The following is a 14,102-nucleotide window of genomic DNA, read 5'->3' as shown; positions in this document are numbered from 1 at the left end:
TCAGTGCCCCAGCTGCCGTGGCTGCCATGACTTGACCACCAGGGTCACGTCCAGGTCCTGGCCGTGCAGCTTGATGCGCTCGGGCAGGGCGTAGCCGTTCTGTTCGGTGTAGCTGAGGTATTCGACGCTCCAGCCATCCTGTTCCAGGCTGGCCAGGCGGCTGTCGCCGTCCAGGGTCAGCTTGCTCTTGGTGTCCGGGGCGGGCAGGCCGCGCACCCACCACACCAGGTGCGACACCGGCAGGTTCCAGCCCAGCTGTTCGCCCAGCAGTTGCTCGGGGGTGGCTGCTTCATAGCGGCCCTGGTTGGCGACTTCCAGCACCACCTGGCCCGGGCGCCCGGTCAGGCGCGCGGCACCGCGGCCCAGCGGGCCGGACAGGCGGATGTCGTAGTAGTCCTGGCGTTGCAGCCAGAACAGGGTGCCGCTGCCCGAGTCCTTGGGCGCGCGGATGCCGACCTTGCCGTCGATCTGCCAGCCGTCCAGCTGGGTCAGTTGCGCCTTGTGGGCGCTCCATTGTTGCGGGTTGCCCTGGCCCTGCAGGGCCTCGCGGGAACCGAAGCCGGCACAGCCGGCGAGCAGGGCGATCAGGCTGAAGGTGATGACGTGGCGCAAAAACATAAGGTTATAGAGTCTCGGATCCGGTCAGGCGCAGCACGGTGGCGCGCAGGGTAGGGCTCTCGGCGGGTTCTTTCAGGTACTTGGCCCAGATTTCGCGGGCTTCGCGCTGCTTGCCGTTGGCCCACAGCACTTCGCCCAGGTGGGCGGCCACTTCCTGGTCGGGGAAGGCGGCCAGGGCCTGGCGCAGCAGGCGCTCGGCTTCGTTGAGGTTGCCCAGGCGGTAGTTGACCCAGCCCAGGCTGTCGAGCACGGCGGGGTCGTCGGGATTGATGCTGTGGGCGCGTTCGATCAGCTCCTTGGCCTCTGCGTAGCGCGTGGTGCGGTCCGACAGGGTGTAGCCCAGGGCGTTGAGGGCCATGGCGTTGTTCGGCTCGCGCTTGATGATGGCGCGCAGGTCGGCCTCCATCTGCTGCAGGTCGTTGCGTTTTTCCGCGAGCATGGCGCGGGTGTAAAGCAGATTAAGGTCGTCGGGGTAGAGCGTCAGCGCCTTGGCCAGCAGCTGCCAGGCAGCGTCCTGCTGGTTGTTGTTGGCCAGGGTCTCGGCCTCCACCAGGTACAGCTGGATGGCGTAGTCGGGCTGGGCTTCGCGTGCCGCGGCCAGGCGTTTGCGCGCCTCGTCGACGCGGCCGCTGGCCATCAGGATGTCGGCCTGGCGCAGCTGCGCGGGCAGGTAGTCGTTGCCGCCACCGACCTGGGCGTATTCCTCGAGGGCGCCCTGCGGGTCGCCTTTTTCCTCGGCGATGCGGCCCAGGTTCAGGTGCGCGGAGTCGACGTGGGCGCCGCGGTCCACCAGCTCGTGCAGGTAGTCGGCGGCCTCGTCCCAGGCCTTGGCTTCCAGGCAGACCAGCGCCAGGGAGTAGCGCAGCTCGTCGTCCTCGGGGTACTGCTGCACCAGGCTGGCGAACTGCACCTTGGCGTCGGCCATGCGGTTCTGTTCCACCAGCATGCGCGCGTAGGTCAGGCGCAGGCGCTTGTCGTCAGGGTATTTGCGCAGGCTTTTTTCCAGCAGCGGCACCGCTTCCTTGCCGCGGTCCAGCAGTTGCAGCAGGCGTGCGTGCAGCAGGATAGGGGCGATTTCGCCGTCCTGCGGCGGGTTCTTCTCCAGCAGCGTCAGCGCACCCTGGTTGTCGCCGTCTTGCTGCAGCAGCAAGGCCTTGCCGAACAGCAACTGGCTGTTGCGTGGGTACTTCACCAGCAGCCGGTCAAAACTTTGCAACAGGCCATTGCGGGTGTCCTGGTCGGTGTCGGCGGCCGACAGCGCGAGGAAATCGAAATGGGTGTCGCCCTGGCCCTGCAGGACTTTTTCCATGTACACCATGGACTCGTCGTAACGGCCATTGCGCGCCAGCTGGATGGCCGCGGTGCGTTGGGCGTCCAGATCGGCAGGGGCGTTTTTCGCCCACATCAGCGCGGTGTCCAGGGCGGCCTGGTCGGCGCCCACGTACTCGGCGATGCGGTACGCGCGTTCGGAAACGCCGGGGTCACCGGTCTTGCGCGCCTGATCCACGTAGTTGTCCAGGGCGATGTCGAAGCGGTTGCGCTGGCCGGCCAGCTCCGCCGTCAACAGGCTGAAGACCGTGTCTTCAGTGAACGAGCCATACACCACCGGTTTCTCGGCAGGCTTTGGAGTGCTGTCCTGGACGGCAGCGGCGTCTTGTGGCTTGCCGGGGTGCCAGGCCTGGCAACCATTGAGCAAGACAAAAGCAAGGAACAACGCGGAGGATCTATTCATAGGGAGTTTTGGCGACTTACCTGCGGTCGGATCATCATGACACAAGCCTGTGGGCAAACCCATAAGCGATGGCACCTGCGGGGGCAGACTATTAGGACAATAGACTGCGGTAGTTGTTCTGGGGCGGACTAAGTAGGACAATTGTCGGCTTATCGACATCATCAGCGACCTTGAATGGCCTTCCTTGCCCTCGGTATCAACCATAAGACTGCCTCGGTGGATGTGCGCGAACGCGTGGCTTTCACCCCCGAGCAGCTGGTCGAAGCCTTGCAGCAGCTCTGCCGCCTGACCGACAGCCGCGAAGCTGCGATCCTCTCTACCTGCAACCGTAGCGAGCTTTATATAGAACAGGACCACCTGGCCGCAGAGACTGTGCTGCGCTGGCTGGCCGACTATCACAAGCTCAGCTACGACGAATTGCGTGCCAGTGCCTACGTGCACGAGGACGACGCGGCCGTGCGCCACATGATGCGCGTGGCCTCGGGCCTCGACTCGCTGGTGCTGGGCGAACCGCAGATCCTCGGGCAGATGAAGTCCGCCTATGCCGTGGCCCGCGAGGCAGGTACCATTGGCCCGCTGCTGGGCCGGTTGTTCCAGGCCACGTTCAGTGCCGCCAAGCAGGTGCGCACCGACACGGCCATCGGCGAGAACCCGGTGTCGGTGGCGTTCGCCGCCGTGAGCCTGGCCAAGCAGATCTTCAGCGATTTGCAGCGCAGCCAGGCGCTGCTGATCGGCGCCGGCGAGACCATTACCCTGGTCGCCCGGCACCTGCACGAGCAGGGCGTGAAGCGCATCGTGGTGGCCAACCGGACCCTGGAGCGTGCCAGCACCCTGGCCGCGCAGTTCGGTGCCCACGCGGTGTTGCTGTCCGACATCCCGCAGGAACTGGTCAACAGCGACATCGTCATCAGCTCCACTGCCAGCCAGTTGCCGATCCTGGGCAAGGGCGCGGTGGAAAGCGCGCTGAAGCTGCGCAAGCACAAGCCGATCTTCATGGTCGACATCGCCGTACCGCGCGATATCGAGCCAGAAGTCGGCGAGTTGGACGACGTTTACCTGTACAGCGTCGACGACCTCCACGACGTGGTGGCCGAGAACCTCAAGAGCCGCCAGGGCGCTGCCCAGGCCGCCGAGCAACTGGTCAGCGGTGGCGTCGACGATTTCATGGCGCGCCTGCGCGAGCTGGCGGCGGTGGACGTGCTCAAGGCGTACCGCCAGCAAAGCGAGCGCCTGCGCGACGAAGAATTGCAAAAGGCCCAGCGGTTGCTGGCCAATGGCAGCAGCGCCGAGGAAGTGCTGGTGCAACTGGCCCGCGGGCTGACCAACAAATTGCTGCATGCGCCGAGCGTGCAGCTTAAAAAGCTGTCTGCCGAAGGCCGCCTCGATGCGCTGGCCATGGCCCAGGAACTCTTTGCCCTCAACGAGGGCCCCACGGATAAACCCCCGCAATGAAAGCGTCACTGCTCAATAAACTGGACACGATCCAGGATCGTTTCGAGGAACTGACCGCCCTGTTGGGCGACGCCGAGATCATTTCCGATCAGGCCCGTTTCCGCGCCTTCTCCCGTGAATACGCGGAGCTGGAGCCGATCGTGGCCGGCTACCAGGCCTGGTGCAAGGTGCAGGACGACCTGGAAGGCGCCCAGGCGCTGCTCAAGGACAGTGACCCCGACATGCGCGAGATGGCCGTCGAGGAAGTGCGCGAAGCCAAGGAGCAACTGCAGGTGCTGGAAGGCGACCTACAGCGCATGCTGCTGCCCAAGGACCCCAACGACAGCCGCAACGTGTTCCTCGAGATCCGCGCCGGCACCGGTGGCGACGAGGCGGCGATCTTCTCCGGCGACCTGTTCCGCATGTATTCGCGCTACGCCGAGAAGCGTGGCTGGCGGGTCGAGATCCTCTCGGAGAACGAGGGTGAGCACGGCGGCTATAAAGAGGTGATCGCCCGGGTCGAGGGCGAGAACGTCTACGGCAAGCTGAAGTTCGAGTCCGGTGCCCATCGCGTGCAGCGTGTGCCGGAAACCGAGTCCCAGGGCCGTATCCACACCTCGGCCTGCACCGTGGCGGTGCTGGCCGAACCCGATGAGCGCGTGGCCATCGAGATCAACCCGGCCGACCTGCGCGTCGACACCTTCCGCTCCTCGGGCGCCGGCGGCCAGCACGTCAACACCACCGACTCGGCCATCCGCATCACCCACTTGCCCACCGGCACGGTAGTGGAATGCCAGGAAGAGCGCTCGCAGCACAAGAATCGTGCGCGCGCCATGGCCTGGCTGTCGGCCAAGCTCAACGACATGCAGACCAGCGCCGCGGCCAACGCCATCGCCAGCGAGCGCAAGCTGCTGGTGGGCTCGGGCGACCGTTCCGAGCGCATCCGTACCTACAACTTCCCGCAGGGCCGGGTGACCGACCATCGTGTCAACCTGACCCTGTATTCCCTGGACGAAATCATGGCCGGTGGTGTCGACGCGGTCATCGAGCCGCTGCTGGCCGAATACCAGGCGGATCAACTTGCGGCATTGGGTGAGTAAATGACGATCATTGCCAGTCTGCTCAGAAGCGCCGAACTGCCCGAGTCCCCGACGGCGCGCCTGGACATCGAATTGCTGCTGGCGGCAGCCCTGGGCAAGAACCGCAGCTACCTGCACACCTGGCCGGAGCGCATCGTCACCACCGAGGCGGCGGCCACCTTCGACAGCTACCTGCAACGGCGCCGCCAGGGCGAGCCGGTGGCCTACATCCTCGGCCAGCAGGGCTTCTGGAAGCTGGACCTGGAAGTGGCGCCGCACACGCTGATCCCGCGGCCGGACACCGAGCTGCTGGTGGAAACGGCCCTGGAGCTGCTGCCGGCCACGCCGGCCAAGGTGCTCGACCTGGGCACCGGCACCGGCGCCATCGCCCTGGCCCTGGCCAGCGAGCGCGGTGGCTGGCAGGTGACCGCGGTGGACCGCGTGGCCGAGGCCGTGGCCCTGGCCGAACGCAACCGCGAGCGCCTGCGCCTGGGCAACGTGCGGGTGCTGGAAAGCCACTGGTACGGCGCCCTGCAGGGCGAGCGTTTCCAGATGATCATCAGCAACCCGCCGTACATCCGCGCCGCCGACCCGCACCTGGTGGCGGGCGACGTGCGTTTCGAACCCGCCAGCGCGCTGGTGGCCGGCGACGATGGTCTCGACGACCTGCGCACCATCATTGCCCAGGCGCCGGCCCACCTGGAGGCCGGTGGCTGGCTGCTGCTGGAGCACGGCTACGACCAGGCTGCCGCCGTGCGCGAGCTGCTGGCCAAGCATGATTTCGAACAGATCGAGAGCCGCGAAGACCTCGGCGGCCACGAACGCATCACCCTCGGGCGCCTGGCATGCTGAGCGACGAGGAACTGCTGCGCTACAGCCGCCAGGTGCTGCTGTCCCAAGTGGACATCGACGGCCAGTTGAAGCTCAAGGCCAGCCGCGCGCTGATCGTCGGCCTGGGTGGCCTCGGCTCGCCCGTGGCCCTGTACCTGGCTGCCGCCGGGGTGGGTGAGCTGCACCTGGCCGACTTCGACACCGTGGACCTCACCAACCTGCAGCGCCAGGTGTTGCATGACACCTCCACCGTGGGCATGAGCAAGGTCGATTCGGCCCTGCAGCGCCTGGAGGCGATCAACCCCAAGGTCAAGCTGGTGGCCCACCGCGCGGCGCTGGATGAAGACTCGTTGGCCGCCGCGGTGGCGGCGGTGGACCTGGTGCTGGACTGCTCCGACAACTTCGGCACCCGCGAGGCGGTCAACGCCGCGTGCGTGGCGGCTGGCAAGCCACTGGTCAGCGGCGCCGCCATCCGCCTCGAAGGGCAACTGTCGGTGTTCGACCCGCGCCGCCCGGAAAGCCCCTGCTACCACTGCCTGTACGGCCACGGCAGCGAGGCCGAACTGACCTGCAGCGAGGCCGGCGTGGTCGGCCCGCTGGTGGGCCTGGTGGGCAGCCTGCAAGCCCTGGAGGCCCTGAAGCTGCTGGCCGGTTTCGGCGACCCGCTGGTGGGCCGCCTGCTGTTGGTGGACGCCCTGGGCAGCCGCTTCCGCGAGCTGCGGGTCAAGCGCGACCCGGAGTGCAGCGTCTGTGGCCCGGCCCGTGGCTGAAGCGCCGGTCGGGGTCTTCGATTCCGGCGTCGGCGGGCTGTCGGTGCTCGGTGAAATCCGCGCCCTGTTGCCCCACGAATCCCTGTTGTACGTGGCCGACTGCGGCCACATTCCCTACGGCGAGAAGTCCCCGGCGTTCATTCGCGAGCGCTGCGTGGCCGTGGCCGAGTTCTTCCGCGAGCGGGGCGCCAAGGCCCTGGTGCTGGCCTGCAACACCGCCACGGTAGCGGCGGTGGCGGACCTGCGCGAGCGCTACCCCGATTGGCCCATCGTGGGTATGGAACCGGCGGTGAAACCTGCCGCCGCAGCCACCCGCAGCGGCGTGGTGGGCGTGCTGGCCACCACGGGCACCCTGCAGAGCGCCAAGTTCGCCGCGCTGCTGGACCGCTTTGCCAACGACGTGAAGGTGGTGACCCAACCCTGCCCGGGCCTGGTGGAGCTGATCGAGACCGGCCAGTTGCACAGCGATGCCCTGCGCACCTTGCTGCAGCACTACGTGACGCCGCTGCTGGCCGCTGGCTGCGACACGCTGATCCTGGGCTGCACGCACTACCCCTTCCTCAAGCCGCTGTTGCGGGAAATGATCCCCGGCAACGTTATCCTCATTGATACCGGCGCCGCCGTGGCCCGCCAACTGCAGCGCCTGCTGGACCAGCGCGGCCTGCTGGCGGCTGGCCCGGCCACCCCCGCGCACTTCTGGACCAGCGGTGATCCCCAGCACTTCCAGAATATCCTGCCTATGCTTTGGGAAAAATCTGACATTGTTAGTGGATTTGTACGATAAATAATCGTACAAACTCCTAATGTGGCGATGAACCATCATCGATGTCCGGATTTCTATAGTTTCGTCATTCAAGACGTATAAAACCAAAAAACGGCATTAGACATAGGATGTTCCTGATGAAGAAACTGTTCGGCTTGGCTGCGCTTGCAGCGTTTACCCTGGGACAGAGCATGGCAGCACACGCACTGGATGGTTCGGTGTCGGTGGGGACCACGGGGGAGGGCTCGATGGTCTACCGCCTGGGGCTGCAGTCGGACTGGGACCAGAGCTGGTTCCAGACCAGCACCGGGCGCCTGACCGGCTACTGGGACGGCGGCTACACCTACTGGACTTCATCCAACCGTGGCCCGTCGAACAACACCCTGTCGTTCGCCCCGGTGTTTCGCTATGAATTCGATGGCGGTGCGGTGAAGCCGTTCGTCGAAGCCGGTATTGGCGTGTCGGTGTTCTCGAAGTTGCAGATCGATGACAACAAACTGGGCACTTCCTTCAACTTCGAAGACCGCATCGGCTTCGGCCTGCGCTTCGCGGGTAACCAGGAAGTGTCGATTCGCGCGATCCATTATTCCAACGGCGGCATCAAGGAGCCGAACGACGGTATCCAGGCCTATTCGATCAATTATCGGATGCCGTTGGGGTTCTAATCGGTTTGCGGCCGGACGCCGCCTTCGGCAGCTGCTACGGGCTTGCGTAGCAGCGGCCAAAGGCCGCGTCAGCGGTTAGCCCAACGAACACCGCTGCCCACAAGACCCCACCCCCCGCCATTCTGCCGCCGGCGTAATACGACAACGGCCCTGCTCGATCTTTGCGGCCGGACGCCGCCTTCGGCAGCTGCTACGGGCTTGCGTAGCAGCGGCCGCAGGCCGCGTCAGGGATTAGCCCGGTGTTGCAGCCCAACGAACACCGCTGCCCACAACACCCCCAACCCCAGCATCGTCGGCACCAGCCCATACGGAAAACCCACCCCCGCCATTCTCCCGCCGGCGTAATACGACAGTGGCCCCGCCACCGCGCCCAACCCCGCCGCCAGCCACCAGGGCCGGGCCGTCCAGGCCAGGCAATGGCGCAGGGTGGTGGCCAGCAACGGCCACAGCAGGGCCAGCCACATGGGCAACAGCCGGCCATTGGGGTGGAAGTCGTAGACGTCCAGCCACATCAGGCCGCTGTCCAGCGCCACGCCCAGCACGAACGCCTCGACCATCAGGCGCCCGTCGCCGTGCCAGCACCAGTGCCCCACCAGAATTACCAGCACCACGATCAACCAACCGCTGTTGCCGCCCAGCACGCAGGCCAGCCAGCCGGCCTGGAACAGCACGGCATTGGCCAGCTTCTCAAGCATCGAAGCGCCCGAGCAGCGGTTGTGGTTGCGCCGCCGGCTTGGCCAGCAGCAGTTGCGCGGTGCCGATGGTGCGCTCCAGGAAGCCGCCCTCGCAGTAGCACAGGTAGAACTCCCACAGGCGCAGGAAATACTCGTCGTAGCCCAGTTCGCGCAGGCGGTTGTGGGCGCGGCGGAAGTTGTCGTGCCACAGGCGCAAGGTGCGCGCGTAGTGCAGGCCGAAGTCTTCCATGTGCAGCAGGTTCATGTCGGTGTCGCGGCCGACGATCTGCAGCATCGCCTGCACGGAAGGCAGCGCGCCGCCGGGGAAGATGTAGCGCTGGATGAAATCGACGCTGTGCCGCGCCTGCTCGTAGCGCTGCTCGCGAATGGTGATGGCCTGCAGCAGCATCACCCCGTCGGGCTTGAGCAGCGCCGCGCACTTCTGGAAGTAGGTGGGCAGGAAACGGTGGCCCACGGCTTCGATCATCTCGATGGACACCAGCTTGTCGTAGCTGCCGGTCAGGTCGCGGTAGTCGGACAGCAGCAGGGTCACGCGGTCTTGCAGGCCCTGGGCCTCGATGCGCTGGCGGGTGTAGTCGTACTGTTCCTTCGACAGCGTGGTGGTGGTCACCCGGCAGCCGTAGTGGCTGGCCGCGTACAGCGCCATGCTGCCCCAGCCGGTGCCGATTTCCAGCAGGTGGTCGCCGGGGGTGAGCGCCAGTTTCTGGCAGATGCGTTCCAGCTTGTTCAACTGCGCCTGTTCCAGGCTGTCGTCGGTGCGGGTGAACTGCGCGGCCGAGTACATCATGGTCGGGTCGAGGAATTGCTCGAACAGGTCATTGCCCAGGTCGTAGTGGGCGGCGATGTTCTTCTGCGAGCCCTTGCGGGTGTTGCGGTTGAGCCAGTGCAGGCCGCGCACCAGCGGCCGGCTGAGGCGCGCCAGGCCGCCCTCCATGGCGTCCAGCACGTCGAGGTTGCTGACGAACACGCGAATCACCGCGGTCAGGTCCGGGCTGGTCCAGTAGCCGTGGATAAAGGCTTCGCCGGCGCCGATGGAGCCGCCGCTGGCCACCAGCCCCCAGGCGGAGGCGTCCTGCACGTGAATTTCCCCCACCAGTGGCGAGGCAGGGTTGCCGAACCGCAGGTGCTCGTCGCCTTCCACCACCAGCAACTGGCCGTGGCGCAGCGAGTTCAGTTGCCGCAGCACGCCACGGCGCAGCAAAGCGCTGGTCATGCCGTAAGTGCTGAACGGTGTGGCCTTGGCCTCGAAACTATTCATGGCGTCGTTCCTTTGCGTGGGCGGTGGCGGCGCGATATGAACCCTGCGCGCGACTGTGGTTGACGATGGGAATGCGTTTCAGCGCCAGGCGCAGGGCCTGCCAGTAGATGGCCAGGCAGGTCTTGGCGGTCATCCAGGGAAAGGCCAGCAGCTGGCGATGCAGGTTGCCGCGGCTCATGGCGTGGCGGTGCAGGGTCAAGGTGGCGTCGAAGACCTTGGTCTCGCCCTGCCAGTCGGCCATGTGCACGCCCAGGCGCTGCGCCGGGGGGCTGAAGCTCATGCGGTATTCCAGGTCGCGGGGCAAAAACGGCGAGACATGGAAGGCCTTGGCCACGGCGAAGTGCTGGAAACCTTCACCCCCGGCCGGCAGCACGTAGTGGTAGCGCTCGCGCCAGGGGGTGTTGGTGACCTCGCAGAGGATGGCCACCAGCTGCTCCTGGGCGTTGAAGCAGTAGAAGAAACTGACTGGGTTGAACGCCAGGCCGAAGCTGCGCGCCTGGGTCAGCAGGCGGATCGCGCCGTCGGGGCTGAAGCCCAGGGCCCGCGCCACGCACTGGCGCACGGCGTCGGCCAGGGGCAGGCCGCTGGCCGTGTGTTCGCGCAGGTAGTCGCTTTCGCGAAAGGCGAACGGCGCCCAGCGGCTGTGCCCTGCCAGCGGCGACAGCCCCAGCACCTGGGCCTGTTCGGCCAGGTCCAGGTACAGCAGGCCGATGCGGTAGCGGAACTGGTGCCCGCGCGGGGCGAACCGCCGGTGGCTGACCCAGCCGCTGTACAGGGCGCTGTTCATAGCGCCTGCCCGAACGCGTGGGCCACGCGCAGGGCGCTGGTGACCCCGTCTTCGTGGAAGCCGTTGGCCCAGTAGGCGCCGCAATAGTAGGTGTGTTGCACGCCGTGCAGTTCCTGCCAGCGCGCTTGCGCGGCCATCCCCGCCAGGCTGTATTGCGGGTGGGCGTAGGTGTAGCGCGCCAGCACCTGGGCCGGGTCGATGGCCGCGCTCTGGTTGAGGCTGACGCAGAAGGTGGTGGGGCCTTGCAGGCCTTGCAGGATGTTCATGTCGTAGGTGACGGCGGCGGCCAGGCCGCTGCCGTCCAGCCGGTAATTCCAGCTGGCCCAGGCCAGGGGGCGGGTGGGCAGCAGGCGGGTGTCGGTGTGCAGCACCACGTCGTTGTCGGCGTAGGGCAGGGCGCCGAGGATCTGTTGCTCGGCGTCGCTGGGCGCGGCCAGCAGCGCCATGGCCTGGTCGCTGTGGCAGGCAAACACCACCTTGTCGAACCGCTCGGCGCCGCGCGGGCTGTGCAGGGTCACGCCGTCGGCGTCACGTTCCACGCGGCTGACGGCGCAGTCCAGGTGGATATGCTCGGCGAAGCCTGCGGTGAGCGGCGCAATGTAGCGGCTGGAGCCACCTTCCACCACGAACCACTGCGGCCGATGGGTGACCGAGAGCAAGCCGTGGTTCTTGAAGAACCGCACGAAGAACTGCAGCGGAAAACCCAGCATGTCCTGCAGTGACATGGACCAGATAGCCGCGCCCATGGGCACGATGTAGTGATTGATGAAACGCTGGCCGTAGCCCTTGGTGCGCAGGTACTGGCCCAGGGTGGTCTGCGCGGTGATGCGGTGGCTGGCAAGGTCGGCCACGGCTTCGCGGTTGAAGCGCAGGATGTCCTTGAGCATGCCCCAGAAGCCGGGGGACAACAGGTTGCCGCGCTGGGCGAACAGGCTGTTGAGGTTGTTGCCGTTGTATTCCAGGCCGCTGCGCGGGTCGCTGACCGAGAAGCTCATCTCGGTGGCCTTGAAGGGCACGCCCAACTGGTCCAGCAGGGCAATGAAGTTGGGGTAGGTCCACTCGTTGAAGACGATGAAGCCGGTATCGATCGCGTAGTGCCGGCCCTGGTGCTCGATGTCCAGGGTGTGGGTGTGCCCGCCGATCCACGAGGAGGCTTCGAACACCTCCACCTGGTGCTCGCGGCTGAGCAGGTAGGCGCAGGTCAGGCCGGCGATGCCGCTGCCGATCACGGCGATTTTCATCAGTTGTCCCCTTCCAGTGGGTTCGGGCGCACCATGCGCTTGCCGATGATCAGCTTGAGCCGCGCCGGCAGCCGCGACAGCGGCCACAGGGCGGTCATGAACAGGGCCGGGAAGGCGATTTCCAGCGGCCGCTTGTCCAGGCGCTCGACTATGTGCCGGGCGGCCTCTTCGGCGCTGATCATCATCGGCATGGGGAAATCGTTTTTCTGCGTCAGCGGCGTGTCGACAAAGCCGGGGCTGACCACGGTGACGTCGATGTGCTCCTGGGCCAGGTCCACCCGCAGCGACTCGAACAGGTAGCGCAGCCCCGCCTTGGAGGCGCCGTAGGCTTCCGAGCGCGGCAGCGGCAGGTAGGTGACCGCGCTGGCGACGCCGGTGAGGTGCGGGCGCACGCCCTTGCGCAGCAGCGGCAGGGCCGCCTCGATGCAGTAGCTGCTGGCGAACAGGTTGGTGCGGATCACCCGCTCGAAAATTAGCGCGTCGAAGTGCTGGGCGTCGACGTACTCGCAGGTGCCGGCGTTGAGGATCACGCTGTCCAGCGCGCCCCAGGCCTGCTCGATGCTGGCGCCGATGGCCTTGACCTGGTCGTGGTCGGTGAGGTCGCCGGGCACCACCAGCACCTGGCCGGGAAAGCGCCGTTCCAGCAGGCGCAGCGGCCCTTCGGAACGGGCGCTGATCGCTACCTGCGCACCTTCCAGCAGCAGGGCTTCGGCCATGGCCTCGCCCAGGCCGCTGCTGGCGCCGGTCAGCCAGATGCGGCGGGGCACGTCAGCCATGATGGCCTCCACTGACCTGGCGCTGCGGCAGGTTCTTGAACGCGGTGAGGGCGCGGTCGCGGCTCTTGCCCAGGTCGACGATGGGGCGCGGGTAATCCGCAGGGCCAAACAATCCGCCGGCGCCGGCCGGGTTGTGGATTTCCTTGCTGCCCAGGTCGGCCAGTTCCGGCAGCCATTCCTTGAGGAACACCCCGTGTTCGTCAAAACGTGCCGACTGGCTGTGGGGGTTGAAGATGCGGAAGTAGGGCGCCGCGTCGGTGCCGGTGGAGGCGCTCCATTGCCAGCCGCCGTTGTTGGCGGCCAGGTCGCCGTCGATCAGGTGGCGCATGAAGAAGCGCTCGCCTTCGCGCCAGTCGATCAGCAGGTTCTTGGTCAGGAACATCGCCACCACCATGCGCAGGCGGTTGTGCATCCAGCCGGTTTCGAGCAACTGGCGCATGGCCGCGTCGATGATCGGGATACCGGTGCGGCCGCGCTGCCAGGCTTCCAGTTCCTTGGGCGCATGGCGCCAGGCCAGGGCCTCGGTCTCGCTGCGGAAGGCGCGGTGCATGGACACCCGCGGGTAGCCCACCAGGATGTGCTTGTAGAACTCGCGCCACAGCAGCTCGTTGATCCAGGTCACCGCGCCGACGTTGCCGCTGTCGAACTCGCCATGGTTGTGGTTGAGCGCGGCGTGCAGGCACTGGCGCGGCGAGATCACCCCGGCGGCCAGGTAGGCCGAGAGCTGGCTGGTGCCCGGCCGCGAGGGAATGTCCCGCTCGTGCTGGTAGTACTCGATGGGCTCGTCGACGAACTGGTCCAGGCGGTGCTTGGCCTCGTCCTCGCCGGCCGGCCACAGCGCCTGCAGTGCGGCGCTGGGGGTGGGGAAGCCTTGCACTTCGGCGGGCACCTTGTCGCGGGCGATGTGCACGGGCGCCTGGGCCTTGGGCGCGCGGACCACGGCGGGAATGCCGTGGTGCAGGCGCTCGTAGCAGACCTTGCGGAACTGGCTGAACACCTGGAAGTAGTTGCCGGTCTTGGTGAGGATGCTGCCGGGCTGGAACAGCAACTGGTCCAGGTGGCTGTCGAAGCCGATGCCCGCGGCGTCCAGCGCCTGGGCCACGGCGGCATCGCGGTGGCTTTCGTTGACGCCGTATTCCTCGTTGCAGTGCACGTGCTCGACGTGGTGTTGTTGGCACAGTTGCAGCAGTGCCTCGGGCGCCTGGTCCCAGGTGTCGATGGTGCGGATCAGCAGGGGAATATGCTTTTGCGCCAGCTGTTCGCTGAGCTGTTGCACGTTGCGCAGCCAGAAGTCGACCTTGCAGGCGGCGTCGTCGTGCTGTTGCCACTGGCCAGGGCTCACCAGCCACACGGCCAGGGTCGGGCCCTTGGCGCAGGCGGCGGCCAGGGCGGTGTTGTCGTGCAGGCGCAGGTCAGTGCGGAACCAGATCAGTTGCATGGGTTTTCCGTGTGTAGT

Annotated in this window: 14 protein-coding genes; 6 read left to right on the top strand and 8 right to left on the bottom strand. The window is 66.5% G+C overall.

Annotated elements, in window-relative coordinates:
• On the bottom strand, positions 1–618 hold the full coding sequence (gene lolB / locus AC0Z2B_RS03370) for a lipoprotein insertase outer membrane protein LolB (protein ID WP_416422511.1): 618 nt from the start codon (positions 616–618) through the stop codon (positions 1–3).
• Between the two features lie 4 nt (positions 619–622).
• A complete protein-coding gene (locus AC0Z2B_RS03365; protein ID WP_476295121.1) occupies positions 623–2,350 on the bottom strand; it encodes a tetratricopeptide repeat protein in 1,728 nt (575 codons plus the stop codon).
• Between the two features lie 174 nt (positions 2,351–2,524).
• Here AC0Z2B_RS03365 and hemA point away from each other — a divergent pair, with 174 nt between their 5' ends.
• From hemA to AC0Z2B_RS03335, 6 genes are all read left to right on the top strand, one after another.
• On the top strand, positions 2,525–3,802 hold the full coding sequence (hemA, locus tag AC0Z2B_RS03360; RefSeq protein ID WP_416422513.1) for a glutamyl-tRNA reductase: 1,278 nt from the start codon (positions 2,525–2,527) through the stop codon (positions 3,800–3,802).
• The gene (gene prfA, locus AC0Z2B_RS03355) at positions 3,799–4,881 is read left to right on the top strand and encodes a peptide chain release factor 1 (protein ID WP_416422514.1); all 1,083 of its coding nucleotides are present in this window, start codon (positions 3,799–3,801) and stop codon (positions 4,879–4,881) included. The genes hemA and prfA overlap by 4 nt, the downstream gene beginning before the upstream one ends.
• Positions 4,882–5,712 carry a peptide chain release factor N(5)-glutamine methyltransferase gene (prmC, locus tag AC0Z2B_RS03350; protein ID WP_476295120.1) on the top strand — a complete coding sequence of 277 codons (831 nt, stop codon included), beginning with the start codon at positions 4,882–4,884 and terminating at the stop codon, positions 5,710–5,712.
• Positions 5,706–6,461: a molybdopterin-synthase adenylyltransferase MoeB gene (locus tag AC0Z2B_RS03345; protein ID WP_476295119.1), complete on the top strand. Its 756-nt coding sequence runs from the start codon at positions 5,706–5,708 to the stop codon at positions 6,459–6,461. Before prmC ends, AC0Z2B_RS03345 begins: the two co-directional genes overlap by 7 nt.
• A complete protein-coding gene (gene murI / locus AC0Z2B_RS03340; protein WP_473005405.1) occupies positions 6,454–7,245 on the top strand; it encodes a glutamate racemase in 792 nt (263 codons plus the stop codon). Before AC0Z2B_RS03345 ends, murI begins: the two co-directional genes overlap by 8 nt.
• Before the next feature lie 116 nt (positions 7,246–7,361).
• A complete protein-coding gene (locus AC0Z2B_RS03335; RefSeq protein WP_416422518.1) occupies positions 7,362–7,889 on the top strand; it encodes an acyloxyacyl hydrolase in 528 nt (175 codons plus the stop codon).
• A 224-nt stretch (positions 7,890–8,113) separates the two neighbouring features.
• Here the strand turns inward: AC0Z2B_RS03335 and AC0Z2B_RS03330 are convergent, their stop codons facing one another.
• From AC0Z2B_RS03330 to phrB, 6 genes are read right to left on the bottom strand one after another with little or no spacing between them, the layout of a single operon-like run.
• Positions 8,114–8,584 carry a DUF2878 domain-containing protein gene (locus tag AC0Z2B_RS03330; RefSeq protein ID WP_476295118.1) on the bottom strand — a complete coding sequence of 157 codons (471 nt, stop codon included), beginning with the start codon at positions 8,582–8,584 and terminating at the stop codon, positions 8,114–8,116.
• Positions 8,577–9,842 carry a class I SAM-dependent methyltransferase gene (locus AC0Z2B_RS03325; protein ID WP_416422520.1) on the bottom strand — a complete coding sequence of 422 codons (1,266 nt, stop codon included), beginning with the start codon at positions 9,840–9,842 and terminating at the stop codon, positions 8,577–8,579. Before AC0Z2B_RS03325 ends, AC0Z2B_RS03330 begins: the two co-directional genes overlap by 8 nt.
• Positions 9,835–10,629, bottom strand: coding sequence for a DUF1365 domain-containing protein (locus tag AC0Z2B_RS03320; RefSeq protein ID WP_476295117.1), 795 nt, complete (start codon positions 10,627–10,629; stop codon positions 9,835–9,837). Before AC0Z2B_RS03320 ends, AC0Z2B_RS03325 begins: the two co-directional genes overlap by 8 nt.
• The gene (locus tag AC0Z2B_RS03315; RefSeq protein WP_476295115.1) at positions 10,626–11,870 is read right to left on the bottom strand and encodes an NAD(P)/FAD-dependent oxidoreductase; all 1,245 of its coding nucleotides are present in this window, start codon (positions 11,868–11,870) and stop codon (positions 10,626–10,628) included. Before AC0Z2B_RS03315 ends, AC0Z2B_RS03320 begins: the two co-directional genes overlap by 4 nt.
• Positions 11,870–12,646, bottom strand: coding sequence for an SDR family NAD(P)-dependent oxidoreductase (locus tag AC0Z2B_RS03310; protein WP_476295113.1), 777 nt, complete (start codon positions 12,644–12,646; stop codon positions 11,870–11,872). The genes AC0Z2B_RS03315 and AC0Z2B_RS03310 overlap by 1 nt, the downstream gene beginning before the upstream one ends.
• Positions 12,639–14,084 carry a deoxyribodipyrimidine photo-lyase gene (gene phrB / locus AC0Z2B_RS03305; RefSeq protein ID WP_476295111.1) on the bottom strand — a complete coding sequence of 482 codons (1,446 nt, stop codon included), beginning with the start codon at positions 14,082–14,084 and terminating at the stop codon, positions 12,639–12,641. The genes AC0Z2B_RS03310 and phrB overlap by 8 nt, the downstream gene beginning before the upstream one ends.
• Positions 14,085–14,102: the final 18 nt, after the last annotated feature.

This window comes from Pseudomonas sp. GYB4201, assembly GCF_056312595.1.
The sequence above is the reverse complement of the archived record's forward strand: the minus strand, read 5'-3'. Positions and strand labels throughout refer to the sequence as shown.